At 62.4% G+C, this 26860-nt stretch carries 28 protein-coding genes and 1 tRNA gene; 17 read left to right on the top strand and 12 right to left on the bottom strand.

Annotation, left to right across the window (positions count from 1 at the left end):
• Window positions 1–45: 45 nt before the first annotated feature.
• The 6 genes from lptC (at window position 46) to ptsN (ending at window position 5778) form a co-directional block, all read left to right on the top strand.
• A complete protein-coding gene (gene lptC, locus N554_RS0122360) occupies window positions 46–804 on the top strand; it encodes an LPS export ABC transporter periplasmic protein LptC (RefSeq protein WP_029585513.1) in 759 nt (252 codons plus the stop codon).
• The gene (locus N554_RS0122355; protein WP_029585512.1) at window positions 801–1517 is read left to right on the top strand and encodes an LptA/OstA family protein; all 717 of its coding nucleotides are present in this window, start codon (window positions 801–803) and stop codon (window positions 1515–1517) included. Before lptC ends, N554_RS0122355 begins: the two co-directional genes overlap by 4 nt.
• Window positions 1518–1717: 200 nt before the next feature.
• The gene (gene lptB / locus N554_RS0122350; RefSeq protein WP_029585511.1) at window positions 1718–2680 is read left to right on the top strand and encodes an LPS export ABC transporter ATP-binding protein; all 963 of its coding nucleotides are present in this window, start codon (window positions 1718–1720) and stop codon (window positions 2678–2680) included.
• A gap of 88 nt (window positions 2681–2768) precedes the next feature.
• A complete protein-coding gene (rpoN, locus tag N554_RS0122345) occupies window positions 2769–4424 on the top strand; it encodes an RNA polymerase factor sigma-54 (RefSeq protein ID WP_029585510.1) in 1656 nt (551 codons plus the stop codon).
• 56 nt (window positions 4425–4480) lie between these two features.
• Complete coding sequence (gene hpf / locus N554_RS0122340) at window positions 4481–5092, top strand: ribosome hibernation-promoting factor, HPF/YfiA family (protein ID WP_029585509.1); 612 nt, start codon at window positions 4481–4483, stop codon at window positions 5090–5092.
• 224 nt (window positions 5093–5316) lie between these two features.
• Window positions 5317–5778 carry a PTS IIA-like nitrogen regulatory protein PtsN gene (ptsN, locus tag N554_RS0122335; protein WP_029585508.1) on the top strand — a complete coding sequence of 154 codons (462 nt, stop codon included), beginning with the start codon at window positions 5317–5319 and terminating at the stop codon, window positions 5776–5778.
• Between the two features lie 234 nt (window positions 5779–6012).
• Here the strand turns inward: ptsN and N554_RS0122330 are convergent, their stop codons facing one another.
• The 10 genes from N554_RS0122330 to N554_RS0122285 all read right to left on the bottom strand — a co-directional run bounded on the left by N554_RS0122330 (window position 6013) and on the right by N554_RS0122285 (window position 13790).
• Window positions 6013–6279 (bottom strand): BQ00720 family protein, encoded by a 267-nt coding sequence (locus N554_RS0122330; RefSeq protein WP_029585507.1) that lies wholly within the window; start codon window positions 6277–6279, stop codon window positions 6013–6015.
• A gap of 50 nt (window positions 6280–6329) precedes the next feature.
• Entirely contained in the window at window positions 6330–6755 is a 426-nt protein-coding gene (locus N554_RS0122325; protein WP_029585506.1) for an Hsp20 family protein, read from the bottom strand.
• A gap of 243 nt (window positions 6756–6998) precedes the next feature.
• Window positions 6999–8078, bottom strand: coding sequence for a sn-glycerol-3-phosphate import ATP-binding protein UgpC (locus N554_RS0122320; protein WP_029585505.1), 1080 nt, complete (start codon window positions 8076–8078; stop codon window positions 6999–7001).
• A gap of 135 nt (window positions 8079–8213) precedes the next feature.
• Complete coding sequence (ugpE, locus tag N554_RS0122315; protein WP_029585504.1) at window positions 8214–9062, bottom strand: sn-glycerol-3-phosphate ABC transporter permease UgpE; 849 nt, start codon at window positions 9060–9062, stop codon at window positions 8214–8216.
• Complete coding sequence (ugpA, locus tag N554_RS0122310; RefSeq protein ID WP_029585503.1) at window positions 9062–9943, bottom strand: sn-glycerol-3-phosphate ABC transporter permease UgpA; 882 nt, start codon at window positions 9941–9943, stop codon at window positions 9062–9064. Before ugpA ends, ugpE begins: the two co-directional genes overlap by 1 nt.
• Before the next feature lie 73 nt (window positions 9944–10016).
• Window positions 10017–11330, bottom strand: a complete 1314-nt coding sequence (gene ugpB, locus N554_RS0122305) for a sn-glycerol-3-phosphate ABC transporter substrate-binding protein UgpB (RefSeq protein ID WP_029585502.1) — start codon at window positions 11328–11330, stop codon at window positions 10017–10019.
• A gap of 249 nt (window positions 11331–11579) precedes the next feature.
• Entirely contained in the window at window positions 11580–12785 is a 1206-nt protein-coding gene (locus tag N554_RS0122300; RefSeq protein ID WP_029585501.1) for a CaiB/BaiF CoA transferase family protein, read from the bottom strand.
• 52 nt (window positions 12786–12837) lie between these two features.
• The gene (locus N554_RS0122295) at window positions 12838–13080 is read right to left on the bottom strand and encodes a GIY-YIG nuclease family protein (protein ID WP_029585500.1); all 243 of its coding nucleotides are present in this window, start codon (window positions 13078–13080) and stop codon (window positions 12838–12840) included.
• Window positions 13081–13226: 146 nt separating this feature from the next.
• Window positions 13227–13302 (bottom strand) — tRNA-Ala (locus N554_RS0122290).
• A 62-nt stretch (window positions 13303–13364) separates the two neighbouring features.
• Complete coding sequence (locus tag N554_RS0122285) at window positions 13365–13790, bottom strand: TIGR02300 family protein (RefSeq protein WP_029585499.1); 426 nt, start codon at window positions 13788–13790, stop codon at window positions 13365–13367.
• 145 nt (window positions 13791–13935) lie between these two features.
• Between N554_RS0122285 and aroA the strand changes: the two genes are divergently transcribed.
• From aroA to N554_RS0122230, 11 genes are all read left to right on the top strand, one after another.
• Complete coding sequence (gene aroA / locus N554_RS0122280; RefSeq protein WP_029585498.1) at window positions 13936–15285, top strand: 3-phosphoshikimate 1-carboxyvinyltransferase; 1350 nt, start codon at window positions 13936–13938, stop codon at window positions 15283–15285.
• Window positions 15282–15920, top strand: a complete 639-nt coding sequence (gene cmk, locus N554_RS0122275) for a (d)CMP kinase (protein ID WP_029585497.1) — start codon at window positions 15282–15284, stop codon at window positions 15918–15920. Before aroA ends, cmk begins: the two co-directional genes overlap by 4 nt.
• A gap of 302 nt (window positions 15921–16222) precedes the next feature.
• The gene (gene rpsA, locus N554_RS0122270) at window positions 16223–17926 is read left to right on the top strand and encodes a 30S ribosomal protein S1 (RefSeq protein WP_029585496.1); all 1704 of its coding nucleotides are present in this window, start codon (window positions 16223–16225) and stop codon (window positions 17924–17926) included.
• Between the two features lie 216 nt (window positions 17927–18142).
• Window positions 18143–19123 carry a signal peptide peptidase SppA gene (sppA, locus tag N554_RS0122265; RefSeq protein WP_029585495.1) on the top strand — a complete coding sequence of 327 codons (981 nt, stop codon included), beginning with the start codon at window positions 18143–18145 and terminating at the stop codon, window positions 19121–19123.
• Window positions 19124–19264: 141 nt separating this feature from the next.
• Window positions 19265–19600 (top strand): integration host factor subunit beta, encoded by a 336-nt coding sequence (locus N554_RS0122260; protein ID WP_197033688.1) that lies wholly within the window; start codon window positions 19265–19267, stop codon window positions 19598–19600.
• Between the two features lie 86 nt (window positions 19601–19686).
• On the top strand, window positions 19687–20079 hold the full coding sequence (locus N554_RS0122255; protein WP_029585493.1) for a LapA family protein: 393 nt from the start codon (window positions 19687–19689) through the stop codon (window positions 20077–20079).
• Window positions 20080–20142: 63 nt separating this feature from the next.
• Window positions 20143–20802 carry a phosphoribosylanthranilate isomerase gene (locus tag N554_RS0122250; protein ID WP_029585492.1) on the top strand — a complete coding sequence of 220 codons (660 nt, stop codon included), beginning with the start codon at window positions 20143–20145 and terminating at the stop codon, window positions 20800–20802.
• Window positions 20799–22016 (top strand): tryptophan synthase subunit beta, encoded by a 1218-nt coding sequence (gene trpB / locus N554_RS0122245; protein WP_029585491.1) that lies wholly within the window; start codon window positions 20799–20801, stop codon window positions 22014–22016. The genes N554_RS0122250 and trpB overlap by 4 nt, the downstream gene beginning before the upstream one ends.
• 55 nt (window positions 22017–22071) lie before the next feature.
• Window positions 22072–22908: a tryptophan synthase subunit alpha gene (trpA, locus tag N554_RS0122240; RefSeq protein ID WP_029585490.1), complete on the top strand. Its 837-nt coding sequence runs from the start codon at window positions 22072–22074 to the stop codon at window positions 22906–22908.
• A gap of 107 nt (window positions 22909–23015) precedes the next feature.
• Complete coding sequence (accD, locus tag N554_RS0122235) at window positions 23016–23957, top strand: acetyl-CoA carboxylase, carboxyltransferase subunit beta (protein WP_029585489.1); 942 nt, start codon at window positions 23016–23018, stop codon at window positions 23955–23957.
• On the top strand, window positions 23954–25297 hold the full coding sequence (locus N554_RS0122230) for a bifunctional folylpolyglutamate synthase/dihydrofolate synthase (protein ID WP_029585488.1): 1344 nt from the start codon (window positions 23954–23956) through the stop codon (window positions 25295–25297). Before accD ends, N554_RS0122230 begins: the two co-directional genes overlap by 4 nt.
• Before the next feature lie 112 nt (window positions 25298–25409).
• On the opposite strand, the gene N554_RS0122225 is transcribed toward N554_RS0122230, so the two are convergent.
• Window positions 25410–26447, bottom strand: a complete 1038-nt coding sequence (locus N554_RS0122225; protein WP_256378752.1) for an ATP-dependent DNA ligase — start codon at window positions 26445–26447, stop codon at window positions 25410–25412.
• Between the two features lie 91 nt (window positions 26448–26538).
• Complete coding sequence (gene trxA, locus N554_RS0122220) at window positions 26539–26859, bottom strand: thioredoxin (protein WP_029585486.1); 321 nt, start codon at window positions 26857–26859, stop codon at window positions 26539–26541.
• Window position 26860 lies beyond the last annotated feature (1 nt).

The raw sequence follows: 26860 nt of genomic DNA, 5'->3' as shown, positions 1-26860 counted from the left end.
GATCCCGGGTAGAATGGTCAGCGAAGCCAGCGCCTTGGAGCAGCGGTGAATTCAGTTCAAAACCCAGCCTATCAAGCCGGTCTAGAGGCGCGCTTTGCCATCGCTGCGCGCCACAGCCGCATGGTGCGGGCGCTGCGCATCGCGGTCCCGACGGCTGTGATCCTGGCGATGGCGGCCATCATTGCGGTGTCGGTCTTCAATCCGTTCCGGATGCTGTTGCCCAAGCTGCCGCTCGACATGGAAAACCTGGTCGTCTCCGGCACCAAGGTCACGATGGAATCCCCGCATCTGTCCGGCTATACGCCCGATCATCGGCCCTACGAACTCTGGGCCAAAACCGCGACCCAGGATCTGACTGATCCGGATCACGTCGATCTCAGGACATTGCGGGCAAAGGTCTTGATGGAAGATCAGACGACAGTCACGCTGGATGCCCAGAACGGCTTGTTCAATACCAAGCAGCAATTGCTGGACCTGCATAAGGACATCTTCTTGCAATCGTCGAGCGGCTATGAAGCGCGCCTGACCCAGGCGTTTGTCGATATGGGCAAGGGTACGGTGACCTCCAATGAACATGTCGATGTCAAATTGCTCAACGGAACGCTGACTGCCGACAAACTCAGGATCACTGGGGGCGGAGAGGTGGTGCGGTTCGAAGGCAACGTCGTGATGAATTTGGACAATCTGCCTGCCGGCGTGTCCGGCCAAGCCGCCGACGAATCCGCTGCACCCGAAGAGCCCGCCCAGCCAGCCCCGCCTGCCAAAACGCGGTCGATCTCGGGCAAGCCCGCAAACCCGAAATGATTTTCATGATGATGTTTTCCCCTGGCAGCATCCGGACCAGTCGGATCGCGCACTGCGCCTGCGCGGTCGCATTTGCAGTTGCCGTGATCGCCGCAGGCGAGGCCGGCGCGCAAAGCACGATGCAGGGTGTGCCCAATGCAATGCAGGGGTTTTCGCAAAATCGCGACCAGCCGATCCAGATCGAAGCGGCCTCGCTTGAGATGCGTGACAAGAAAAAGGAAGCGACCTTTGCCGGCAATGTGAAGGTTGTGCAGGGCGACACCACCATGACCTCGAAGACGCTCGTGGTGTTCTACGATTCGACCGCGGCCCCCGCCGCGGCGCCGGCGGCCAATCCGAAGGCCGCGGCAAAATCGGCGCCGATCCAGTCCGCAAGTCCCGGTCCCGGCGGCAGTTCGTCGATACGCCGGCTCGAGGCGCGAGGCAGCGTGGTGGTCACGCAAAAGGATCAGGTCGTGACCGGCGAGACCGCGGTGTTCGACACCAAGACCAACCTGATCACCATGCTCGGCGGAGTGGTGCTGACCCAATGCAAGAATGTGCTTCGCGGCGATCGCCTGTTCGTGGACATGACCACGGGTGTATCGCGGGTGGAATCCGACAGCGGAAGGGTCCAGGGCCTGTTCATCCAGTCGGGGCAGGCCTGCGGGCCGGCTTCGCCCGGCTCGGGATCGCCCCTGCCGTCATTTGGCGCCCCAAATAAACCGAAATAGTATCAATTACTTGTGCGCTATGCGCGAGCGGCGAGGTTGAAGGCCGCTGCGCGAGCCTGTATCTACGGGAGCGGGCGGCGTGATCCATCCCTCGAATGGAGGGTGTTCCGCTGGGCAGGGGACATCCATTCATTCATGTTGCGCGAACGAATCGCCGCGGCGAGTCGCGGGATCACCGTGAAAGGCTAAGCTAAGCGGGGATGGTGGACTTATTCGGCATGTTCCGTCGACGCCTGGCAAAACGCAGTGCGCCAGGATTTGCGCGCTCGCGCGTGGATATCACCGCGCTCGGCGACTCGCTCGGCGAGATGCTGACGAGCCCGGTGCGTGACGGGCCGCCGATTGTCCGCGGTGCGCCGCCGCCGAAATTGCATGCGCCTGGGACAGCAAAACCACGCGCGCCGCGGGCCAAGGTCACCGGCGCGGCCGCTCGGCAGCGCACGGGCTATCTGGCTGTGCATAGCGTGGAAAAGAGTTTCGGCACCCGCCAGGTCGTGCGCGGCGTCAGCATCTATGTGCGCCGTGGTGAAGCCGTGGGTTTGCTGGGTCCGAACGGCGCTGGCAAGACCACGGTATTTTACATGATCACCGGCCTGATCAAGGCCGATCGCGGCACTATCGAGCTCGATGGGCACGATGTCACCAGGCTACCGATGTATCAGCGCGCCCGATTAGGCATCGGTTATCTGCCGCAGGAAGCTTCAATCTTTCGCGGTCTCACGGTGGAACAGAATATCCGCGCCGTGCTGGAGGTCGTGGAACCCTCAAAGAAAAAACGCGAGGCGGAACTCAATTCACTGCTCGACGAATTCAACATCGCAAGACTGCGCAAATCGCCGTCGATTGCACTGTCGGGCGGCGAGCGGCGTCGCGTCGAGATCGCACGCGCGCTTGCGACCCGCCCCAACTACATGCTGCTCGACGAACCCTTCGCCGGCATCGATCCAATCGCTGTCGGCGACATTCAGGATCTGGTCCGCCATCTCACCAATCGTGGCATCGGCGTGCTGATTACCGACCACAATGTGCGGGAAACGCTGGGACTGACGGATCGCGCCTATATCGTCTACGCCGGCGAAATCTTGACCGAGGGTAATCCAGACGAGATCGTCAACGATCCGGATGTACGCCGTCTTTACCTTGGCGAGGAATTCCGACTCTAGCCCGATTTTCGCGCTCGTCGGGGCGTGTACATCGGCTTTCGACTAGTTTAAGCAAGAATCGGACCAACTTGGGATCGATCTTGCCTCCATGGCGTTGACGCAGAGACTAGAGTTCCGCCAGTCGCAGTCGCTGGTGATGACACCGCAGCTGATGCAGGCGATCAAGCTGCTGCAACTGTCCAATCTCGATCTGTCCGCCTTCGTCGAGGAGGAACTGGAGCGAAATCCGCTGCTCGAGCGCGCCAGCGACGGCACCGAGCCCCCGGTTCCGGGCGAGCCGATGCCGGAGGCAGCCGAATTTTCCGATTCCGAGGATTCCGGTTCCAGCTATGAGGCCGCCGGCGAACGTTCCGAGATGACCGGCGGCTCCGCCGGCGACGGCTTCGAGCCGGTCCAGGAAGAGTGGCTGACGCGCGACCTCGGCAGCCGCACCGAGATCGAGCAGACGCTGGATACCGGCCTGGACAATGTGTTTTCCGAGGAGCCGGCCGAGGCCGCCGCGCGGAATGCGCAGGACGCGGCGCCGACCGCGTACACTGAATGGGGCGGCGGCGCCTCCAACGACGACAGCTACAATCTTGAAGCCTTTGTCGCCGCCGAGATCACGCTCGGCAGCCACCTCGCCGAACAACTGGCGGTGGCTTTCACCGCGCCGGCGCAGCGCATGATCGGCCAATACCTCATCGACCTCGTCGATGAGGCCGGTTACTTGCCGCCGGATTTGGCGCAGGCCGCCGAACGGCTTGGCGCGTCGCAACAGGACGTCGAAGCGGTCGTCGCAGTGCTTCAGAAATTCGATCCGCCCGGCGTCTGCGCACGAAGCTTGAGCGAGTGCCTTGCGATCCAGCTGCGCGAGCTCAATCGCTACGACCCTGCAATGCAGGCGCTGGTCGAACATCTGGATCTGCTGGCGAAACGCGATATTGGCGCCTTGCGCAAACTTTGCGGTGTCGATGATGAGGACATCACCGACATGATCGCTGAAATTCGCCGCCTCGATCCCAAGCCCGGTCTGAAATTCGGCGCGGCGCGGATGCAGACCATGGTGCCGGACGTCTATGTGCGGCCCGGGCCCGACGGCGGCTGGCATGTCGAACTCAACAGCGACACTCTGCCGCGCGTGCTGGTCAATCAGGTCTATTACACTGAGCTGTCGAAGACGATCCGCAAAGACGGCGACAAATCTTATTTCACCGATTGCCTGCAGAACGCGACGTGGCTGGTGCGTGCGCTCGACCAGCGCGCTCGCACCATCCTGAAAGTCGCAACCGAGATCGTGCGACAGCAGGACGGCTTCTTCACCCAAGGCGTGGCGCATCTGCGGCCGCTCAATCTCAAGGCGGTGGCGGACGCCATCCAGATGCACGAATCGACGGTGTCGCGGGTGACTGCCAACAAATTTATGGCGACCAATCGCGGCAGTTTTGAATTGAAGTATTTTTTCACCGCCTCGATCGCGTCGGCCGATGGCGGCGAAGCCCATTCGGCGGAGGCCGTGCGTCACCACATCAAGCAGCTGATCGATGCGGAAGACCCGGCGGTGATCCTCTCGGACGACACCATCGTGGAACAATTGCGCCAATCGGGCATTGATATCGCCCGCCGCACGGTCGCGAAGTACCGCGAGGCCATGCGAATCCCCTCCTCGGTACAACGCCGCCGCGATAAACAAAGCATGCTCGGTAATGCGCTCTCCGCCCCCTCTGTAGCCGCCGACCGGTCGCGGGACACCGCCCCGGCCTGATTGCGCCCCAACCAAATCGGGGTAGTGTCGGCTTCCAGACAAAGCGAGGCATCAAAATGACTCTCCGGATCTCGGGAAAAAGCATCAATGTCGGCGAAGCCCTGCGCGGTCGAGTCAGCGAGCGCACCGACGAAGTCCTGCGCAAATATTTCGACGGCAACTATTCGGGCCACATCACCCTGAGCAAGGATGGTTTCGGTTTCCGCACCGACTGCGCGCTGCATCTGGATTCCGGAATAACGCTGGAGGCCGATTCCAATGCCCCCGACGCCTATGCCAGCGCCGACCAGGCGCTGGTGATGATCGAAAAGCGCCTGCGCCGCTATAAGAGCCGTCTCAAGGACCGCTCGGCCCGCAAAGCGTACGCCGAAGCGGCTGCCGTTGCTGAGCTGACCGCGCCCACCCTTAACGTTCCAAGCTACGTCATCGAGGCGCCGGCGGGAGACGAGGAGCACGATGACACCGGCTACAACCCGGTCATCATCGCCGAGGCGACCACGTCGCTGAAGCGGCTTTCGGTGAGCGAAGCGGTGATGGAACTGGACCTGACCGGCGCCGCCTGCATCGTGTTTCAGCACGGCTCAAGCGGTCGGGTGAACATCATTTACCGGCGGCCGGACGGCAATGTGGGCTGGATCGATCCCCCTGTGGTTAATCCTGCGAGTTAGGCGCCGGTCGGCATTGACGCCCGGGGGCGCCCTCCCTATGGTCCGCCGCCCTTGGCGGGAGAGGTCGTGAACCCAATTCGCCGCAGTTGGCACCGGCCTTGCGTTGGAGTAGAAGCGCCCCAATTAGGATCCGGGTGTAAGCCCGCCTGCCGCCTCACCTTCTTGACGCCGCCCCGCTGAAGCCTATTTCGCAACCTGACGGTCAATTCACCTCGGAACGCCCCATGACGATTACCGATCTGGTCGCACCCGAGGCGATTCTCCCGGCTTTGAAGGTCAACAGCAAGAAACAGGCGCTGCAGGAACTGGCGGCGCGCGCCGCTGACCTGACCGGGCAGAATGAACGTGCGATTTTCGAGGTTCTGCTGCAACGGGAGAAGCTCGGGACGACCGCCGTCGGCTATGGCGTCGCCATCCCGCACGGCAAGCTTCCCAAGCTGGAGCGGCTGTTCGGGCTTTTTGCGCGCCTCGAACGCCCGATCGATTTCGAGGCGATGGACGGCCAGCCGGTAGATCTGGTGTTTCTGCTGCTGGCGCCGGAAGGCGCGGGCGCCGACCACTTGAAAGCTTTGGCACGGATTGCCCGGCTATTGCGCGATCAGGACGTCGCCAAGAAGCTGCGCGCCTCGCGCGATGCACAAGCCATTTATTCGGTGCTGGCTCTGCCGCCGGCGAGTGCGGCGTAGCAGTACAATTGGACCATTGGCTGCGAACCGTCCGCCAGCGTCAGATTAGAAGTTGATATCCCCAGCCTTTGACTCGATCGTGGGACGACCGAATATTCGGAGCGCCAAAAAATTCGGGCGCCTGTCCCCAGCCCTGCTGAGGATAGACGCCCGACTATCGTCAATTCTGCTATGCGGCTCTGTTATGCGGCGTCAGTGCAGCAAGGGCTGTGACGCCTCAAAGGGGCCTTGCGTTCAGTGAACGCTGACCGCCTGCAACTCGTTGCTCCATGCGTTTGCGATCGCCGCTTCGCGGCTGTTGGTGAGCATGATCGGCGTGCCGTCAGCGGCATGTAGTGCGAACAGCTTCAGTCCCGGCGCAATCTTCGGCGCCTGAGGGAACAGCCCCGGGACGTCCTCGGAACGGATCTGCTTCACATAGGCGATATGGCCCTCGCCCAGGGTCGCCAGCGCCTCCAGGGAGACGTTCTTCGGCTCAAACTCAACATTACCTTCAGTCATGGTCTCGACTCCTCTGTCAGACTAAGCGGTCGAGTCCGCTACTCGTTCCATTATTCGTGTTCATTGATAGCAATTGTCTTAACGATCTTTTCCGGCTCAGGCCGGGCCAAATCGATCGACAACAGCCCGTTTTTCAGATCCGCGCCCAGCACCTGCATCCCCTCCGCCAGCACGAAAGTACGCTGGAAGTGGCGCGCGGCTATGCCGCGATGGATGTATTGCCGGGCCTTGTCGTCCTGCTGGCGGCCCCGGATCACGAGCTGGTTTTCCTCAATGGTGACATCGAGTTGGTCGCGGGTAAAACCCGCCACCGCCAGCGTGATCCGCAACCGTTCGGGCTGGCCGTTGCTGCGGTCGCACCTCTCGATATTGTAGGGAGGGTAACCGTCGGCACCCTTGACGACGCGATCGAGCGCACGCTCGATTTCGTCGAATCCAAGCAGGAACGGGCTGGATAACGAGGGAACACGAGACATATTTCTACAAAGCCCTCTCGAAGCGACTTTGACGTTTGAGGGCCCTTGCGGCGCCCCATTTGGCCGGTCGGCGGATTTGCCACCCGGTCGAACCGAATATGGGCATGATTTGGAACGCGTTCAAGCTCCGCGCGGAACCTGCCGAGGTGCTCTCCCCAAGCGTCCTTCCGGGCGGCGCGAAGCGTCGAAGCCCGAAGCTGGAGCGCGTTGGACGAGGTTCCGGGTTCGCGTGCCCCAAAATGGTCAGAGATCGATCCGCTGGCGGCCGTCCGCGCTGAACAAATGCAATTTCTCGCGCGGCGCAGTGGCGCGGATGCGCTCGCCGATGGCGGGTGCGATTGCGCCGGGAACCCGCACGATCACTTCGCCGGGCGGCAGCTCACCCGGTTTGGCGCTGACGGTGGGTGCATCGCCCTGCTGCGAGCGGACGCCATATATATAGGTCTCCGCGCCGACGCGCTCGATCGCCTCCACAGTGAGATTAAGTGCAAGTCCGCCGGCAGGCGCCTCGTTCAAAAGGAGGATATCCTCCGGCCGAATGCCAAGGATGCCGTCGCCGCCTGCGGCTTTGAAGCCGCCTGCGTCGCGCAGCGGCATCAGGTTCATCGGCGGCGCCCCGATAAACGACGCAACGAAGGTCGTCGCCGGTTTCTGATAGATCTCGAGCGGATTGCCGATCTGCTCCACCCGGCCGCCATTCATCACGACCAGAATATCGGCGAGCGTCATCGCCTCCAGCTGGTCGTGGGTCACGTAGATCGACGTCGTCTTGAGCCGCCGCTGCAATTTCCGGATTTCAACGCGCATCGCGATGCGCAGCTTGGCGTCGAGGTTGGACAGGGGTTCGTCGAACAGAAACACTTTCGGCTGCCGCACGATGGCGCGGCCCATCGCGACGCGCTGACGCTGCCCGCCGGAGAGCTGCCGCGGCTTGCGATCCAGCAACGCACCGATTTCCAGAATCCGCGCGGCTTCCTGCACGCGGGTGTCGATCTCGGGCTTGGGCATGCCGCGGTTGCGCAGGCCATAGGCCATGTTGTTGTAGACGCTCATATGCGGATAGAGCGCGTAATTCTGGAATACCATCGCGATATCGCGATCGGCCGGCTCGATCTGATTGACGATGCGCCCGCCGATGTCGATGTCGCCGCCGGTGATGGTCTCGAGCCCGGCGACCATCCGCAGCAGCGTGGACTTGCCGCAGCCGGAGGGGCCGACCAGCACGCAGAACTGGCCGTCGCCGACTTCGAAGTCGATCCCTTTGATGGCCTCGACGCCGCCGGGATAGGTTTTGTGGACGTTGCGGAGGGCGACGTTAGCCATGGGGGTTACCGGCGAATGGCGAATAGCGAATGGCGAATGGGGAAGAACAAGGACGTGCAAGTATTGGCCGACTTTCCATTCGCCATTCGCCACTCGCCATTCGCCCTGACCACTCGCTACTCACCACTCGCCCCCTCATTTTTCCGTCTCTACCAGTCCGCGCACGAACAGGCGCTGCATGAACACCACCACCGCCACCGGCGGCACCATGGCGAGGACGGCGGTCGCCATCGCCAGCTGCCATTCAGCCAATTCGTCCGTCGTGGTCAGCATTTTCTTGATGCCGGTCACGATCGTTTGCATGGAATCCTGCGTGGTGATCAGCAACGGCCAGAGATACTGATTCCAGCCATAGATGAACTGGATCACGAACAGCGCCGCGATGGTCGTCATCGATAGCGGCAATAGCGTATCCTTGAAAAACCGGAAGGGCCCGGCGCCGTCGATGCGCGACGCCTCCAAGAGCTCGTCCGGCACGGTCATAAAGAATTGCCGGAACAGAAGCGTACCGGTCGCAGATGCGACCAAGGGCAGTATCAGCCCGGCATAGGTATCGAGCATATGCAGATCGGATACCACCTTGTAAGTGGGATAGATGCGTACCTCCACCGGCAGCATCAGCGTGACGAAGATGATCCAGAATGCGGCCTTGCGGAACGGAAAGCGGAAATACACCACGGCATAGGCGGACAGGATGGAAATGAAGATCTTGCCCATCGCAATGCCGAGCGCGGAAACAAACGAATTAAACAGCATATGGCCGACCGGCTCGCGGCTGGTGCGCGACCCGCCGACAAAGACGGCCCGGTAGTAGTTCTCAAGAGTATGGCTCCCCGGCAAGAGCGGCATGTTGCCACTGATCACGGTCGCGGCGTCATGGGTCGAAGCGATCAATGCGAGATAGACCGGAAAGGCGACGATGAATACGCCGAGGGTGAGGATGGCGTAGGCGATGATGTCGTTCAGCGGGCGGTGCTCTACCATCAGTATTGCACCTTGCGCTCGACATAACGAAACTGAACGGCAGTCAGCGCGATGACGATGATCATCAGCACCACCGATTGCGCCGCCGAGCTGCCGAGATCGCCGCCGAGCCGTCCGTCCGCATACACCTTGTAGACCATGGTCGTGGTGGCGCCGGCCGGGCCGCCGCCCGTCACCGCATCGATGATGCCAAACGTGTCGAAGAAGACGTAGACGACGTTCACAACCAGCAGAAAAAAGCTTGTCGGCGACAGCAGCGGGAAAATGATGGTCCAGAACCGCCGCATCGGACCGGCGCCGTCGATTGCGCCGGCTTCAATGACGCTTTTGGGGATCGACTGCAGCCCAGCCAGAAAGAACAGGAAATTGTAGGAGATCTGTTTCCATATCGCGGCCATCACCACCAGCGCCATGGCGTGATTGCCGTTGAGCAGCGGATTCCAGTCGAAATTCATCCAGCGTAGCGGCCGCGCCAGGGTGCCGAGCGAAGGATGAAACATGAAAATCCACAGTACGCCGGCAACCGCCGGAGCAACCGCATAGGGCCAGATCATGAAGGTCTTGTAGGCCGGAGCCGCCTTGAGGCTCTTGTCGGCTTGCGTTGCAAACAGCAGAGCGATGGTGAGCGACAAACCCGCGACCAGCGTCGAGAACACCAGTGTTGTCAGCATGGCCTTGTAGTATTCGGGCTGCGCGAACAGGGCTTGATAATTCTCCATGCCGATGAATTCGGACGAGAGGCCGAACGCATCCTCGCGCAGGAACGATTGCCAGAGCGCCTGGCTGGCCGGCCAGTAGAAAAATACGAATGTAATGATGAGCTGCGGCACGAGCAGCAGGTACGGAAGCAGCTTGCTGCTGAAAACGGCAGACTTTTCCATTCAGGGCGTCGTGGCCTTGGTGTGATGCGAGACTTCCTCTCCCGAATGGGAGAGGAAGTCTGCAGAAGGTGGCTTACTTTGCGGTCTTTTCAAACGTTCGCAATATAGCATTGCCGCGCGCCACGGCGGCATCGAGCGCTTCCTTGGCTGTTTTCTGTCCGCCAAGTGCAGCCTCGATTTCCTCGGCCCAGATGTCGCGCATTTGCACCATGTTTCCGAAACGCAGGCCGCGCGAATTCTCCGTCGGCTCCTTGTTGGTGAGCTCCTTGAGAGGGGTCTGCAAAATCGGGTTCTTCTCGTAGAAGCCGTCCGCCTTGGTCTTTTCATAGGCCGCCTTGGTGATGGGCAGGTAGCCGGATTCCTGATGCAGCTTGGCTTGGCGGTTGGTGTCGGAAAGGAAAGCGAAGAACTTCGCGACGCCTTTGTATTCCTCGGGCTTCTTGCCGCCCATGACCCAAAGGGACGCGCCGCCGATGATCGAATTCTGCGGAGCGCCGGCGACATCGGGATAGTAGGGCATCGGCACTGAGGTGAAATCGAACTTGGCGGTGCCTTTAGCGGTTGCGTAATAGCCCGAAGAGGTCAGGAAAATCGCGCATTCTCCAGAACTGAAGCGTCCTTCGCTGGCGCTGGCGCGGCCGGAATAGTCGTAGGTCTTGTCTTTCTGCAGGTCGATCAGGTTCTGCAGGTGCTTGATGTGCAGCGGCGAGTTGAACTTCAGTTCGGTATCGAAGCCGTCGAGTCCGTTCGCCTTGGTGCCGATCGGCACGTTATGCCACGCGGAAAACTGCTCGATATGTGCCCATGTCGCCCAGGCATTGGAGAAGCCGCAGGTCGTGTGTCCCGCCGCCTTCAGCTTTTTGGCGGCATCGAAGACTTCCGGCCAGGTCTTCGGGATCTCGGCGACGCCGGCCTTCTTCAGTTCATCCTTGTTGATCCACATCACCATCGACGAAGAGTTGAAGGGAAACGACAGCATGTCTCCCTTGGAGGTGGAGTAGTAACCGGTAATGGCCGGAAGATACGCCTTAGGATCGAAAGGTTCGCCCGCGTCCTTCATCAACTGATAGACAGGCTTGATTGCGCCGGTGGCACTCATCATGGTCGCGGTGCCAACCTCGAACACCTGCATGATGTGCGGCGCGTTGCCGGCACGGAATGCAGCGATGCCGGCATTCATGGTGTCCGGATAGTTGCCCTTGTACGAGGGCACGACCTTATAGTCCGACTGGCTGGCGTTGAATTCTTCGGCCAGCTTGTTGACGATATCGTTGTTGCCGCCGGTCATCGCGTGCCACCACTGCAGCTCCGTCACCGCATGAGCGGGATTGGCCAGCGCGAGTGTGGCCGCCAGCGTGGTGGCAAGACCGAGGTGTCGAAATGCCATAGGTTTCCTCCAGGTTGAGCCGTCATCTTCAGTACGTTCATTGCGCGCGTTAACAGCGCCGGATGACGTGCAAATGACCGTATAAGCGAAAGGATCGTGTTGGGAAAGCGCGAGCCAAAGGGAAGCGGAAAATGGGGTGAGGCGGGGTTGTCGAGTCGTCCCGCCGAACGCCGGGACCATACGCCGTTGACGACGAGAAGCCGGTGGTTGTGGCGCCGGCGTCGCCGGCACGACTTCGCAACTACAATCTCAGCGCTTTCGTTCGGGCCCGCAGACCACGCCCTCGGCGATCAGCGCATCGATTTCGCCTTTGGAGTACCCGAATTCGCCGAGCACCGCGGTGGCGTGCTCGCTGAATTTTGGCGGGACGCCCCGCAGGCTCGGCTTGGTGCGTTCGAGACGGATCGGAGAGGCGACCCCTTTGTACCAGTCCTTTTCGATGATGTCGCCGCGGTAGGCAGTGTGGGCATTGGTCAGCGCGGTATCGATCGACTGTACCGGTCCGGCCGGCAGTCCCGCGGCGAGCAGACGGTCGCACAATGGCTCGGCGTCATGCTGGCGGAACACCGCGGCGAGTTCGGCGCGCAGTGCATCGCGGTTGGCGATGCGGTCCTTGTTGCGCGCAAACCGGACGTCGCTGCCGAGTTCGGGTTTGCCGATCTCCTTGCAGAGCTTGCGGAAGGTGCCGTCGTTGCCGACGCCGATGAAGATATCGGCGGTACGCGTCGGGAAAATCGCATAGGGCACGAGATTCGGATGCTCGTTGCCGGTGAGCTGCGGCGGTTTGCCGTGCATGAAATAATTCGCGGTGTGCGGATGCATGATGGCAAGGCCGGTTTCATACAGCGTGGTTTCGAGAAACTGCCCGACACCCGATCTTTGCCGCTCCGATAGCGCCATCAGAATGCCGATCGCCGCGTAAAGCCCCGTGGTTATATCGACCAAAGGCACGCCGATGCGCATCGGCCCGCTTTGCGGCGAGCCGGTTGCGGCGATCATCCCGGTCATGGCCTGAATGATCGCGTCGTAGCCGGGATTGCCGCCGCGCGGCCCGTCGGCGCCGAAGCCGGAAATCCGGCAGTGAACCAGTTTCGGGAATTTCGCGCGCAGCACGTCGTTGCCGATGCCCCATTTGTCGAGCGTGCCCGGCTTGAAATTCTCGATCAGGACGTCGGCGCGCTCCAGCATCTTTAGCAGCACGGCGCGCCCGCCCTCGGAGGCGAGATCGAGACCGATCGAACGCTTGTTGCGGTTGATGCCGACGAAATAGGCCGCGTCCTCGCCATGAAAGGGAGGTCCCCAGTCGCGCACCTCGTCGCCGGCGGGAGGCTCCACCTTGATCACGTCGGCGCCGTGATCGGCGAGGATTTGCGTACAGTAAGGTCCACCGAGAACGCGCGTCAGGTCGATCACGCGCAATCCGGCCATTGCGCCGGAAGCAGTTTCAGGGGGCATGGGGCGGTTTCTTGGCGTTTCCGGTGAATGCTTTTGTGGTCTGGAGGTTTAATCACTCCAGACGCTTCTTCGCAAATGCCCGGCCGGAATGGGATTTGAGATATTTCTCGAAAGCCAGCGCTTTGTGTTTGTCCGGAAAGGCGCAGTACCAGACCAATTCCCAGGGCTTGAACTTTGCAGTGTGGGTGGATTTGCCGGCGTTGTGGTCGGGCAGCCGTTGCTTCAAGTCCGAAGTTGCGCCGACATATTCCTGTTCGGGAAAATTGATGCTGCGGATGATGTAGAAGTGCCACATGGGCGCTCACGCGACGGCGAGCCCAGATGGTAGATGAGATCCGATGACCTCTCCAGCCCGTCTTCGCTCAAGAGGGCTACGCCGGGCACGCTTCGCTCTCCGGGCCTGTGCGTGGCTGCGCCACGCGTAGCCCGAAGGGCGAAGCGTGGTGGAGCCAGGCGGGATCGAACCGCCGACCTCTTGCATGCCATGCAAGCGCTCTCCCAGCTGAGCTATGGCCCCTTAACCTGCCGCGCGCCTTGGGCGACGCGCGGAAAAACCCTGAACACAGTTCAGCGCCGATCTCAAGTCTCCTCGTCGCCGCCGACGTCACCGATGATATCGGTCACATCCTCGTCGCCCTCTTCCTCATCGGCGATGAAGGTCGAATCGTCATCATCATCGCCTTCGATGGTCTCGTCGATTTCGATGTCATCTTCGGACTCGGGAACGACGGCCTTGACCTTGCCGGTGTTCTCCTCGGCATCGGCTTCCTCGAGCGGCACCAACTCTTCAGCCTCGGCCGGCTCCGGCGTTGCTTCGGCGGCAGAGGCGGCGGCTGCGGCGCTAGCGCGCGCCGCGGCATCGGCGCGGGTTCGCGGCGGCGGAATCGGCGCAATCGGCACCACCTCGCCGGTGTAGGGCGAGATCACTGGGTTCTTGTTGAGGTCGTAAAATTTCTTGCCTGTCGTCGGGCAAATGCGTTTGGTTCCGAGATCGGATTTGGCCACGTGGGGATCCCTGGGAATTTCTGGAAAACGGTGCTTCACTTGGCTAGTTGCCGCGCCGCTGTCAATAGCGCTCTGCGCGAGAAAGACAGCCGCGTGACGCCGCGCGGCCCATGTGTTACCTGCCGCGCGCGCAGAGGACACAATCTTGACCCATTCAGAAGGCTTCGCCAACCATCCGACGCCGCTTGAAGCACGTTCGAGCGGCCCTCTGACCGGGAAGGTCCGCGTTCCCGGAGACAAGTCGATTTCCCACCGCGCCCTGATTTTGGGCGCGCTGGCGGTCGGCGAAACCCGGGTTTCGGGCCTGCTCGAGGGCGAAGACGTGCTGAATACCGCCAAAACGATGCGGGCGCTGGGCGCACAAGTGGAGCGAACCGGTGATTTCGCCTGGTCGGTGCGCGGGGTAGGTGTGGCCGGCTTCGCGCAGCCCGAGGTTCCGCTCGATTTTGGCAATTCCGGAACCGGCTGCCGGCTGGTGATGGGTGCGGTGGCGGGTTGTCCGATTACCGCAATTTTCGACGGTGACGCCTCGCTGCGCGGCAGGCCGATGCGGCGGGTGCTCGATCCCTTGGCGTTGATGGGCGCGCGGGTCGGGGCGAGCGGCGAAGGCGGCCGCCTGCCGCTGACGCTTCATGGCGCGCGCGATCCGCTGCCGATCCTGTACCGGACGCCGGTGCCCTCAGCCCAGATCAAATCCGCCGTGCTGCTGGCGGGGCTGGCAGCGCCCGGCGTCACCACCGTGATCGAGACCGAGGCCAGCCGCGACCATACCGAGCTGATGTTGAAGCATTTCGGGGCGCAGATCGTCTCGACGCGCGACGGCAGCCATGGGCGCAAAATCGCGCTCACCGGTCAGCCCGAACTGCACGGCGCCGAGGTCGTGGTGCCGGCCGATCCGTCATCGGCGGCATTCCCGATCGTGGCGGCATTGATCGTGGAAGGTTCCGACATCGTACTGTCGGATGTCATGACCAATCCGCTGCGCACCGGCCTGTTCACGACACTGCGCGAGATGGGCGCGTCGATCGAGGAAAGCCAGTTGCGCGGCGATGCCGGCGAGCCGATGGCGCAGTTGCGGGTGCGCGCCTCGAAGCTGCGCGGCGTCGAGGTGCCCCCCGAACGGGCGCCCTCGATGATCGACGAATATCTGGTGCTGGCGGTGGCCGCCGGCTTCGCCGAAGGCACCACAATCATGCGCGGATTGCACGAATTGCGCGTCAAGGAGTCCGACCGGCTGGAAGCCACCGCTGCCATGCTGCGCGTCAACGGCGTCAAGGTCGAGATCTCGGGCGACGACATGATGGTCGAAGGCAAGGGCCATGTTCCGGGCGGCGGGCTCGTCGCCACCCACATGGATCACCGCATCGCGATGTCGGCCTTGGTGATGGGGCTGGCGTCCGACAAGCCTGTGAGGGTCGACGACACCGCGTTCATCGCCACCAGCTTTCCGGATTTCATCCCGATGATGCGCTCGCTTGGGGCGGAGTTGTCATGATCATCGCCATCGACGGACCGGCCGCGTCAGGCAAGGGCACGCTCGGGAAGCGGCTCGCCCACCACTACGGCTATCGCCACCTAGATACCGGGGTGATCTACCGCGCGGTCGCCAAGGCGCTGCTGGATGCCGGCGCCGACCTGACCGACGAGATGCTCGCCGTCTCGGCGGCGCGCGAGCTCGATCCTGAAAAGTTCGGAAATCCTGCCCTGAAGACGCAAGTCGTGGGCGAGGCCGCTTCGGTGGTCTCGGCTTTTCCGAAAGTACGGGAGGTATTGCTGAATTTTCAGCGGCAATTCGCGGCGGATCCGCCGGGCGCGGTGCTGGATGGCCGCGATATCGGTACCGTGATTTGCCCGCATGCCGACGTGAAGATCTTCGTCATGGCCGACCCGAAAGTCCGCGCCCGCCGCCGGACCCTCGAAGCGAGGGCACGGGGGGAGGATGCCGACGAGGCTTTGGTGCTGGCCGATATCCTCAAACGGGACGAACGCGACCGGAACAGGGCCGTTGCACCTTTAAAACCCGCCGCGGATGCTTACTTGCTCGATAACTCGCATTTGGATATAGAAGGCGGCGTCCGGGCCGCCATCGACATCGTCGAGGCCGTCCGAGCGGGCCGGCAGCGGGTTTGAACCCGTAGCCGTCATTGGAGGAAAGCCCGCTCCAGGTCTTGAATGTCGGTACCTCGAACTCGATTTCTCGAGATCGATCCATTCAAAGTCCGGACATCAAAGTCACGCGCATTCTTTTCGCAAGACCGGTTTTCACTTTTGCGGAATGCGCGACATCAACGTATCGAACGTGCAGGCATGCTGCCGGCCCGCTCTTGCGATTTTCGCAATGGGCGGTCGTTAGGGTTTGCGGAGCTCTAACACTTCACGCGCGATACGCCCTTTAACCCGAATGGCCGGCGATACCCGCATCTGGAGAACAAATGGCTTCGACTGCTGCTTCCTATAATCCTTCCCGCGACGACTTTGCCGCGATGCTCGACGAGAGCTTTGCCGGCGGCAATCTGCAGGAAAGCTCCGTCATCAAGGGCATCGTTGTTGCGATCGAGAAGGACATGGCCGTCATCGACGTCGGCCTGAAGACCGAAGGCCGCGTGGCGCTGCGTGAATTCGCAGGACCCGGCCGCGAAAGCGAACTCAAGGTCGGCGATGAGGTCGAGGTGTTTCTCGACCGCATCGAGAATGCGCTCGGCGAGGCCGTGCTGTCGCGCGACAAGGCGCGCCGCGAGGAGAGCTGGGGCAAGCTCGAGAAGGCGTTCAACAATAACGAGAAGGTGCACGGCGTCATCTTCAATCAGGTCAAGGGCGGCTTTACCGTCGACCTCGACGGTGCAGTAGCCTTCCTGCCGCGCTCGCAGGTCGATATCCGGCCGATCCGCGACGTCGCGCCGCTGATGAACAATTCGCAGCCGTTCCAGATCCTCAAGATGGATCGCCGCCGCGGCAATATCGTGGTGTCGCGCCGCACGGTTCTCGAAGAGACCCGCGCTGAACAGCGCCAGGAGCTGGTGCAGAACCTCGAAGAGGGCCAGGTCATCGACGGCGTCGTCAAGAACATCACCGATTACGGTGCGTTCGTGGATCTCGGCGGCATCGACGGCCTCTTGCACGTTACCGACATCGCCTGGCGCCGGGTCAATCACCCGACCGAGGTGCTGACCATTGGCCAGACCGTGAAGGTCAAGATCATCAAGATCAACCACGAGACCCACCGCATCTCGCTCGGCATGAAGCAATTGCTGGACGATCCGTGGCAGGGCATCGAGGCGAAATACCCACTTAATGCGCGCTTCACCGGCCGCGTCACCAACATCACCGACTACGGTGCGTTCGTCGAACTGGAGCCGGGTATCGAAGGCCTGATCCACGTCTCGGAAATGTCGTGGACCAAAAAGAACATGCATCCCGGCAAGATCGTTTCGACCTCCCAGGAAGTCGAAGTGCAGGTTCTCGAAGTCGATTCCGTCAAGCGCCGGATCTCGCTCGGTCTCAAGCAGACCATGCGCAATCCCTGGGAAGTGTTCGTCGAGAAATTCCCGGTGGGATCGACGGTCGAGGGCGAGGTCAAGAACAAGACCGAGTTCGGTCTGTTCCTCGGGCTCGAGGGCGACGTCGACGGCATGGTCCATCTCTCCGATCTCGACTGGAAGCTCCCGGGCGAGCAGGTGATCGACAACTTCAAGAAGGGCGACGTGGTCAAGGCCGTGGTGCTCGACGTCGACGTCGAGAAGGAGCGCATCTCGCTCGGCGTCAAGCAGCTCGAGGGCGATCCCTTCGCCGAGCCGGGCGACGTCAAGAAGGGTGCGGTTGTGACCTGCGAAGTGCTCGAGGTGAAGGAAAGCGGCATCGAGGTTAAGATCGCCGGCACCGATTTCACCACCTTCATCAAGCGCTCCGAACTGGCGCGCGAGCGTTCCGATCAGCGCGCCGAGCGTTTCGCCGTCGGCGAAAAGGTCGATGCGCGAGTGATCCAGTTCGACAAGAAGGCCCGCAAGGTGCAGGTCTCGATCAAGGCGCTGGAAGTCGCCGAAGAGAAAGAGGCGATCGCGCAGTACGGCTCCTCCGATTCGGGGGCGACGCTGGGCGACATTCTCGGCACCGCGCTCAAGCAGCGCACCGACAAGTAAGCCTCTCGATTCTCGGCTTGATCAAATGGGGCCCCGGTTTCGACCGGGGCCCTTTTTTTCCGCTGTTGTCGCCCCGGCGGACGCCGGGACGACCAGAATAGGGTCTTGTTTTCTTCATATTGCATCGCAATTGATGTAATTGGGACACGGTATATTAAGGCTGTGCAGAGAAGACCGTGCGACCCGTCTTAAAGACCGCTTCCGGGGAGAATTTCGATGTCGCTTGATTCCGATGTGATCGTCGATCGCCGCAGGATACGCCGCAAGCTGACGTTCTGGCGCGTGCTCGCCGTGCTGGTCGCGATCGTCGCGATCGTCACGGTTGGCGTGGTTGTAACGCCGGCCGGGCGCGGCGCATTCACGACATCAGGTTCGATCGCTCGCGTCGAAATCGATGGTCTGATACGGAGCGACAATGATCGCGTCGAGGCGCTCGAGCGGCTGGAAAAATCCGGCGCCGCAGCGGTCGTTGTGCACATCAACTCGCCAGGCGGCACCACGGCTGGCTCCGAACAGCTTTACGATGCGCTGATGCGGCTAAAGGCGAAGAAGCCGCTGGTCGTGGTGGTCGAGGGATTGGCGGCGTCGGGTGGCTACATCACCGCGCTTGCGGCCGATCACATTGTCGCGCAGCAAAGCTCGCTGGTCGGCTCGATCGGCGTGCTGTTCCAATATCCGAATTTTACCGAGCTGCTGAAGACCGTCGGCGTCAAGGTCGAGGAAGTGAAATCGTCGCCGTTAAAGGCGGCGCCCAATGGGTTTGAGCCGACCAGCCCGGAAGCGCGCGCCGCGCTTGACGCGCTGGTAAAGGACTCCTACGCGTGGTTTCGCGGTCTCGTGAAAGAGCGCCGCGGGATGGACGACGGGTTGCTCGAAAAAGTCGCGGACGGACGGGTCTTCACCGGCCGCCAGGCGGTCGATCTGAAACTGGTCGACCAACTCGGCGACGAGAAAACCGCCGTGGCGTGGCTGGTGGCGCAGAAAGGCGTCAAGAAAGATTTACCGGTGCGTGATTTCAAGCTGTCGCCCAAGTTCGGTGACCTGACTTTTCTGCGCACGGCAGCTTCCTTTACGCTTGATGCGCTGGGCTTGAGCGCGATTGCGCGGCAGGTGGAGCAGACCGGCGTCGCGCAGGCCGTCGATCGCCTGAGCCTCGATGGGATGCTGGCGCTGTGGCACCCCGCAGGGACAAACTGAACCGCCTAAGTCCGGTTTCCGTGGTGTCCTCCCGCATTGCGGGTATAGTCACAACCCCCGATCCGGCCGATTGTCACGCGTTTTCGCGCCGTCCAAATTTCATTTAGCGTCTTGACAGTTCAAGGCATTTTCACGGAAATGATGTCCGCACGCTCCCGGGTCCCAGTCTCGATGATCAAATCCGAACTTGTTCAGCGCATTGCCGAGCACAACCCGCATCTTTACCAGCGGGATGTTGAGAACATCGTGAACGCGATTCTTGATGAGATCGTCGCCGCGTTAGCGCGCGGCGACCGGGTCGAGTTGCGCGGTTTTGGGGCGTTTTCGGTGAAGCATCGTCCGGCCCGCGCCGGCCGCAATCCGCGTACCGGCGCGCATGTGCCGGTCGATCAGAAGAGCGTGCCGTTTTTCAAGACGGGCAAGGAGATGCGCGAGCGGTTGAACCGCGGCAACGGGACATCCGAGGCCGGCGCGTAGGCGATCCTGGACCGCCCCTTACCGCGGTCGCCAGCCGGCTTTGCGGAATACGCGTCCGCCGATCTCCACCAATGCGAGAGATGGTCATGCGAAAATTTTTCACAGGCCTGGTGCTGGTTCCGCTGGGCCTGATCTTCATCGTCTTCGCGGTGGCCAATCGTCATCTGGTGACGGTGTCGTTCGATCCATTCAATTCGACCGATCCGTCGATCAGCGTCACGCTGCCGCTGTTCGTCGTCATCATCGCGGTGGCGATGCTGGGCGTGGTGGCGGGCGGCTGCGCGACCTGGTTCCGGCAGCGCCATTGGCGGCGCGCCGCGCGGCAGCACGAGGCCGATGCAAGGCAGGCACGGGCGCAACTGGCCGAGCTACGCGGTGGTGCTGCGGCCTCGCGGTATGATCCGCGGCGGCTCCCTGGCCCGGGGCAGGGTGGCGGATATGGGTCCAGCGGGCGAGACAAGCAGGGCGCGACGTTGTAGAACGCGCCGCAAGAGCGTCGCCTTTCCGGCGCTCATCGCCGCCCATAACCTGTGCCCTGAGCCATGTCCCTGATCGTCAAAATTTGCGGCCTGTCCACGCGCGAGACGCTCGACGTCGCGCTGGATGCCGGCGCGGACATGGTAGGATTCGTATTCTTTCCGCCCTCGCCGCGGCATCTCAGCCTTGAGACGGCGCGCGCCCTCGGCAAACAGGTAAAACGCCGCGCGTCAAAAGTCGCCCTTACGGTCGATGCCGACGACGCGACGTTCGCCAATATCGTCGAGGCGCTGCAGCCGGACATGTTGCAATTGCACGGTACGGAAAGCGTGGCGCGGCTGCGTGACCTCAAGCAGAAATTCGGATTGCCTGTGATGAAGGTCCTCGCCGTCGAAGCCACGGCCGATCTCGCATCGCTGCCCGGCTATGCCGCCGTTGCCGACCGCATCCTGTTCGATGCCCGCGCCCCAAAGGAAGCGACGCGTCCGGGCGGTCTGGGCGAGGTGTTTGATTGGCGCGTGCTTGAGAATCTCGACCTCAAACTGCCGTTCATGGTTTCGGGCGGTCTCAATGTCGGCAATGTCGCAGAAGCCGTTCGCGTGACGCGCGCCGGCGGCGTCGATGTTTCCTCGGGCGTCGAGCGCACGCCGGGCCTCAAGGATCCCGAGATGATCCGCGCCTTTATTCGCGCCGCGCGCGCCACTGAAGAGTTGATGGTTCGATGAATCGAAATTTATCTAATTCCTTCCGCAGCGGCCCGGACGAGCGTGGCCATTTCGGCATTTTCGGTGGCCGCTTTGTCGCGGAAACGTTGATGCCGCTGATCCTCGATCTGGAGAAGGCTTACGCCGACGCTAAAGCCGACCCGGCGTTCCAGGCCGAAATGAACGGCTATCTCAGGGATTATGTCGGCCGGCCGTCGCCGCTGTATCTTGCCGAGCGCCTGACCGAACATCTCGGCGGCGCGAAAATCTATTTCAAGCGCGAGGAGCTCAACCACACCGGCTCGCACAAGGTCAACAACGTGCTCGGCCAGATCATGGTGGCGCGGCGCATGGGCAAGCAGCGCATCATCGCGGAAACCGGCGCCGGCCAGCATGGCGTGGCCACCGCCACGCTGTGTGCGCGGTTCGGGCTCGATTGCGTGGTCTATATGGGCGCCGTCGATGTCGAGCGGCAGCAGCCCAATGTCATCCGCATGGAAATGCTGGGCGCCAAGGTCGTTCCGGTGCAGTCGGGCTCGCGCACGCTGAAGGATGCGATGAACGACGCGCTGCGCGACTGGGTCACCAACGTGCACAACACGTTCTACTGCATCGGCACGATCGCGGGCCCGCATCCCTATCCGATGATGGTGCGCGATTTTCAGGCGGTGATTGGCGACGAGACCCGCGCGCAGATGCAGCAAGCCGAAGGCCGTCTGCCGGACTCGCTGATCGCCTGTATCGGCGGCGGCTCCAACGCGATGGGGCTGTTCCATCCGTTCCTCGATGATCCCGGCGTCGAGATTTTCGGCGTCGAGGCGGCAGGCCATGGGCTCACGCAATTGCATGCGGCTTCGATCGCCGGCGGCCGACCGGGCGTGCTGCACGGCAACCGCACTTATCTGCTGATGGACGACGACGGCCAGATCCAGGACGCGCATTCGATTTCGGCAGGACTGGACTATCCTGGCATCGGCCCGGAGCATGCCTGGCTGCATGAAACCGGCCGGGTGACCTATCTGTCCGCCACCGACGACGAAGCGCTGGCGGCATTTCAATTGCTGTCGCGGCTGGAAGGCATCATTCCGGCGCTGGAGCCCGCCCATGCCATCGCCAAAGTGATGGAGCTGGCGCCGAAGCGGCCGAAAGACCATCTGATGGTGGTCAATCTCTCCGGTCGCGGCGACAAGGACATTCCGCAGGTGGGGGACATTTTGCGGGGGAGGAAGAAGTGACCGCCCGAAACGATAGAGCCCCAACCCTAACTCTTCCCCGCAAGCGGGACGCATCATGACCACCCGCATCGACGCACGTTTTGCCGAGCTGAAAAAGCAAGGCCGCTCGGCCTTCATCACCTTCGTGATGGCCGGCGATCCCGATCCCGCGACCTCGCTCGAAATCATCAAGGCGCTGCCGAAGGCCGGCGCCGATGTCATCGAGATCGGCATGCCTTTCACCGATCCGATGGCGGACGGTCCGGCGATCCAGGCGGCGGGATTGCGCGCGTTGAAAAGCGGCATGACGCTCAAGAAAACGCTCGATATGGTTCGGGCATTCCGCCAGGGCGACGCCACCACGCCGCTGGTGCTGATGGGCTACTACAATCCGATCTACATTTACGGCGTCGACAAATTTCTCGTCGATGCAAAAGCCGCAGGCGTCGACGGCCTAATCATCGTCGACCTGCCTCCGGAGGAAGACGCCGAATTGTGCCTGCCGGCGATGAAGGCCGGGCTGAATTTCATCCGGCTGGCGACGCCGACCACTGACGACAAGCGCCTGCCCGCGGTGCTCGCGAATACTTCGGGCTTTGTCTATTACGTCTCCATCACCGGCATCACCGGCAGCGCCGGCGGGGATACAGCGGTGGTCGGCGAGGCCGTCGCTCGCATCAAGCGGCATACCATGTTGCCGGTTTGTGTCGGCTTCGGCATCAGGACGCCGGACGCCGCGCGCGGCATTGCGCAAAACGCCGACGGCGCGGTGGTCGGGACCGCGCTGGTCGATGCTCTGCGCGGCAGCCTCGATGCCGAAGGCCGCGCGACGGCCAAAACCGTCGACGCGGTGGCCGATCTTGCGGCCTCGCTCGCGCAAGGCGTGCGGGGAGCGAAACAGGCCGCAGAATAGGCCACAATTGCGGGCAAGATAGACCGCAAAACGGCGGCTTGCCGGGCACTTCCCCAGCCGCCATATAATCCATGCGATCGCTGCTAGATCGCGATTCGGAGCGAAACATGAACTGGCTCACCAACGTGGTCCGGCCGAAAATCCGCAACATCCTGCGGCGCGAAACGCCGGAGAATCTGTGGATCAAGTGCCCCGATTCCGGGCAGCTCGTGTTCTACAAGGACGTCGAGGCCAACCAGTTCGTCATTCCCGGTTCGAACTATCACATGCGCATGGGCGCGGTGGCGCGGCTGAAATCGATCTTCGACAACGAGACCTGGTTCGACGTGGCGCTGCCCGAAGTAACCGCCGATCCCCTGAAATTCCGCGACGAACGTAAATACGCCGATCGCATCAAGGATGCCCGCGCCAGAACCGGGCTGAACGACGCCATCAAGGTGGGCTACGGCAAGCTCGAGGGCGCCGGCGTGGTGATCGCGGTGCAGGATTTCGATTTCATGGGCGGCTCGCTCGGCATGGCTGCCGGCGAAGCCATCGTGCGCGGGCTGGAACTCGCGGTTGAAAAGAAATCGCCGTTCATCGTATTCGCCGCCTCGGGTGGCGCTCGTATGCAGGAAGGCATTCTGTCGCTGATGCAGATGCCGCGCACCACCGTCGGTGTACAGATGCTGCGCGAGGCGAAACAGCCCTATATCGTGGTGCTCACCAATCCGACCACCGGCGGCGTCACCGCCTCCTATGCCATGCTCGGCGACGTGCAGATTGCCGAGCCGGGGTCGCTGATCGGTTTCGCCGGCGCGCGCGTGATCGAGCAGACCATCCGCGAGAAATTGCCGGAAGGCTTTCAGCGCGCGGAATATCTCAAAGACCACGGCATGGTCGACATGGTGGTGCATCGCCACCATCTGCGCCAGACGCTGGCGCGGCTCTGCCGCTTGCTGACGAAGTCGCCAGCCATCGAAATCCCCTCCAAGCCCGCGCCAGAGGTCGCCACTCCGGCCCCGATCGTATCGGGTGCGGATGTCGCGCCGGCAGCACCCCACGCGTGAACGCGCCTGCGGCCAAGCCAGCGCCACCGCTCGGCGAATTGATCGCGCGGCTGTCTGCGCTACATCCCAAACGTATCGATCTCGGCCTGGAGCGGATGCTCCGATTGCTGGAGCGGCTGAAACATCCCGAACGGATGCTGCCGCCGGTCATTCACGTCGCCGGCACCAACGGCAAGGGTTCGACGATCGCCTATTTGCGCGCCATTCTGGAAGCGGCCGGCCTGCGCGTCCACGTCTACACGTCGCCTTATATGGTGCGGATCAACGAAAGTTTTCGACTCGGCCGGGTCGGCGGCGGCACGCTGGTCGACGATGACGAACTGCGTGCGGCGCTCGAACATTGCGAGCGGGCCAATGCGGGCGCGCCGATCACCATTTTTGAAGTCGAGACCGCGGCGGCATTTTGTCTGTTCGCGCAGCACGCGGCCGATGTGGTGCTGCTGGAAGTCGGTCTCGGCGGGCGGCTCGATGCGACCAACGTGATCGATACGCCGCTGGCGAGCGTGATCGCGCCGGTCAGCATGGACCACACCGAATTTCTCGGCGATACGCTCACCGCGATTGCCCGCGAAAAGGCCGGCATCATCAAGCGCGGCGTGCCGGCGATTTGCGCGGAGCAGCCGTCCGAGGCGATGGACGCGATCGAACAACAGGCCAGGCGGATGCACGCGTTGCTGCATCGGGCATCGCAGGAGTGGCACGTCAATGTGGAGCGCGGGCGGCTGGTGTACCAGGACGATCGCGGCCTGATGGATCTGGCGGCGCCAAAACTGTTCGGCCGGCATCAGTTCGACAACGCCGGCCTCGCGATTGCGACGCTGCGCGCGCAGAACAGGTTCAAGATCGACGCGGCGGCTTTCGAGGCCGGCATCGTCAACGCCGAGTGGCCGGCGCGGATGCAGCGTCTGGCCTCAGGCGCGCTGGTGGACCAGGCCCCGCAAGGTTGCGAGATCTGGCTCGATGGCGGGCACAATGCGGAGGGCGGGCGCGTGGCCGCCGCGGCGCTGGGCGATCTCGAAGAACGGGTATCGCGTCCGCTGGTGGTGATCGTCGGCATGATGGCCAACAAGGATGCCAGCGCGTTTCTCGCCAATTTCGCAGGCCTGACGCGCCACATCATCGCGGTGCAGATACCGGATCGCGACAACACGATGCCGCCGGATCGGCTGGCGGATGCCGCGCGGCAGTTCGGCATGCGTGTGGAAAGTTCAGCCAGCGTCGAAGCGGCATTGCGTTCGCTCGCGCGGCTTGCCTATGAGGTGCCGCCGCGCATCCTTATCGCGGGCTCGCTGTATCTCGCCGGCCATGTGCTCGCCGCCAACGGCACGCCGCCGGGATAGAATACTTGTGTCCCGGACGCGGGCGCAGCGCCTCTTCAGCGGCTCGCCGCGGAGCCTGTGCTCGGTCCGCGGGACGTTCGGACCCGAGTGCGCGGCGTCGCCGTAACGAAGGTTACGCCAGCAGCTTCATCGGATCGGCAGCTTTTTGTTTCAGCTGATCGAAGGTGCATTGTTTTGGCGCCTTGTCCGGACGCCAGCGCAAGATCGAGGTGCCGTGGCGAAACCGCTCGCCGCTGAAATGATCGTAAGCCACCTCGACCACGAGCTTCGGCTTCAACGGGCACCACTGCGCCGAGCGGTCGGTCGACCAGCGGCTCGGGCCGCCCGGCGCGTTGCCGGTAAATCCGGGCTTGGCAATGAGCGGCTCAAGTCTCGCCGTCAGCGCCAGCTTTTCCTGCCGTTTGATCGCCGAGGTGAAGCCGACATGGTGCAATAATCCTTCGCCATCGTAGAGGCCGAGCAGCAGCGACCCCACCACCTCCTTGTCATCGAGCTTGTTGGTCGCGTAGCGGAAGCCGCCGACCACGCAGTCGGCGCTACGAAAGTTCTTGATCTTCTGCATGCCGTCGCGGTTGCCGGATTGATAGGGCAGGTCGACGCGCTTGGCGATCACGCCGTCGCAGCCGCCGCCGGCTTGCGCCAGCCATTTTTTTGCGGTCGCATGGCTCGGCGTCGCCGGCGACAGCCGAAACGTTGGATTGGATTTGAACTGGGTCCTTGCGAAGGCCTCCAGCACCGGACGTCGTTTGCTGAGCGGTTGCGCGGAGAGCGCTTTATCGGCCGTGGTCGCCAAGAGATCGAAGGCTAGAAAAAGCGCGGGCGTTTCCTGCGACAATTTCCTGATCCGGCTCGCCGCGGGGTGAATGCGTTGCAAAAGGTCATCGAAAGAAAGCGCCTTGCCATGCGGCACGACGATTTCGCCGTCGAGCAGGAATGCCGCCGCTTTCAGTTTGAGCGCGGCCTCGACCAGCTCGGGAAAATAGCGGGCGAGGTCTTCGCCTGATTTGGAGCGCAGATCGACGTTGTCGTCATCGCGAGAGAGCAGGCAGCGGAAGCCGTCCCACTTCGGTTCGTACTGCCATTGCGGCCCGCACGGAATGGTATCGACGGAACGCGCCTCCATCGCCGCCAACGGCCTGGAAGATTTCACTGCGGTTGTTCGGCGCGCGGGCGGCATACCCTCTCAACGCAAACGGCCGGCTCTTCGCCGGCCGTGAGAGCAATTTATTTGTACGACGGCGTCAGACCGCAGCCGATATCCACTGCTGCAGCTTCTGCTTCGGCGCGGCGCCGACCTGGCGCGAGGCCATCTCGCCGCCTTTGAAGATCATCAGCGTCGGGATCGACATCACGCCGTATTTGGAAGCCGTCTTCGGGCTCTCGTCGACGTTCAGCTTCACGATCTTGACCTTGTCGCCCATCACGCCGGAAATCTCGTCAAGCGCGGGTGCGATCATGCGGCAGGGGCCGCACCATTCGGCCCAGAAATCGACCACGACCGGGCCGGTCGCCTTGAGTACTTCGGCGTCGAAATCGGCGTCAGAAACCTTGCCAACGGCCATT

The sequence above is a fragment of the Bradyrhizobium sp. URHD0069 genome (assembly GCF_000701345.1).
Taxonomy (GTDB): Bacteria; Pseudomonadota; Alphaproteobacteria; order Rhizobiales; family Xanthobacteraceae; genus Bradyrhizobium.
This window is presented reverse-complemented; position numbering and strand designations above follow the sequence as displayed.

What these genes read in the sequence shown, in the direction of transcription:
- N554_RS0122325 (WP_029585506.1), bottom strand. Translation starts at nt 6,755, where the DNA reads ATGTCTCGTGTTCCCTCGTTATCCAGCCCGTTCCTGCTTGGATTCGAC.
- sppA (WP_029585495.1), top strand. Translation starts at nt 18,143, where the DNA reads ATGTCGCTTGATTCCGATGTGATCGTCGATCGCCGCAGGATACGCCGC.
- rpoN (WP_029585510.1), top strand. Translation starts at nt 2,769, where the DNA reads ATGGCGTTGACGCAGAGACTAGAGTTCCGCCAGTCGCAGTCGCTGGTG.
- rpsA (WP_029585496.1), top strand. Translation starts at nt 16,223, where the DNA reads ATGGCTTCGACTGCTGCTTCCTATAATCCTTCCCGCGACGACTTTGCC.
- trxA (WP_029585486.1), bottom strand. Translation starts at nt 26,859, where the DNA reads ATGGCCGTTGGCAAGGTTTCTGACGCCGATTTCGACGCCGAAGTACTC.
- ugpB (WP_029585502.1), bottom strand. Translation starts at nt 11,330, where the DNA reads ATGGCATTTCGACACCTCGGTCTTGCCACCACGCTGGCGGCCACACTC.
- hpf (WP_029585509.1), top strand. Translation starts at nt 4,481, where the DNA reads ATGACTCTCCGGATCTCGGGAAAAAGCATCAATGTCGGCGAAGCCCTG.
- trpA (WP_029585490.1), top strand. Translation starts at nt 22,072, where the DNA reads ATGACCACCCGCATCGACGCACGTTTTGCCGAGCTGAAAAAGCAAGGC.
- N554_RS0122260 (WP_197033688.1), top strand. Translation starts at nt 19,265, where the DNA reads ATGTCCGCACGCTCCCGGGTCCCAGTCTCGATGATCAAATCCGAACTT.
- trpB (WP_029585491.1), top strand. Translation starts at nt 20,799, where the DNA reads ATGAATCGAAATTTATCTAATTCCTTCCGCAGCGGCCCGGACGAGCGT.
- N554_RS0122250 (WP_029585492.1), top strand. Translation starts at nt 20,143, where the DNA reads ATGTCCCTGATCGTCAAAATTTGCGGCCTGTCCACGCGCGAGACGCTC.
- N554_RS0122320 (WP_029585505.1), bottom strand. Translation starts at nt 8,078, where the DNA reads ATGGCTAACGTCGCCCTCCGCAACGTCCACAAAACCTATCCCGGCGGC.
- ptsN (WP_029585508.1), top strand. Translation starts at nt 5,317, where the DNA reads ATGACGATTACCGATCTGGTCGCACCCGAGGCGATTCTCCCGGCTTTG.
- N554_RS0122295 (WP_029585500.1), bottom strand. Translation starts at nt 13,080, where the DNA reads ATGTGGCACTTCTACATCATCCGCAGCATCAATTTTCCCGAACAGGAA.
- N554_RS0122355 (WP_029585512.1), top strand. Translation starts at nt 801, where the DNA reads ATGATTTTCATGATGATGTTTTCCCCTGGCAGCATCCGGACCAGTCGG.
- cmk (WP_029585497.1), top strand. Translation starts at nt 15,282, where the DNA reads ATGATCATCGCCATCGACGGACCGGCCGCGTCAGGCAAGGGCACGCTC.
- N554_RS0122330 (WP_029585507.1), bottom strand. Translation starts at nt 6,279, where the DNA reads ATGACTGAAGGTAATGTTGAGTTTGAGCCGAAGAACGTCTCCCTGGAG.
- lptB (WP_029585511.1), top strand. Translation starts at nt 1,718, where the DNA reads ATGGTGGACTTATTCGGCATGTTCCGTCGACGCCTGGCAAAACGCAGT.
- ugpA (WP_029585503.1), bottom strand. Translation starts at nt 9,943, where the DNA reads ATGGAAAAGTCTGCCGTTTTCAGCAGCAAGCTGCTTCCGTACCTGCTG.
- ugpE (WP_029585504.1), bottom strand. Translation starts at nt 9,062, where the DNA reads ATGGTAGAGCACCGCCCGCTGAACGACATCATCGCCTACGCCATCCTC.
- N554_RS0122300 (WP_029585501.1), bottom strand. Translation starts at nt 12,785, where the DNA reads ATGCCCCCTGAAACTGCTTCCGGCGCAATGGCCGGATTGCGCGTGATC.
- N554_RS0122255 (WP_029585493.1), top strand. Translation starts at nt 19,687, where the DNA reads ATGCGAAAATTTTTCACAGGCCTGGTGCTGGTTCCGCTGGGCCTGATC.
- accD (WP_029585489.1), top strand. Translation starts at nt 23,016, where the DNA reads ATGAACTGGCTCACCAACGTGGTCCGGCCGAAAATCCGCAACATCCTG.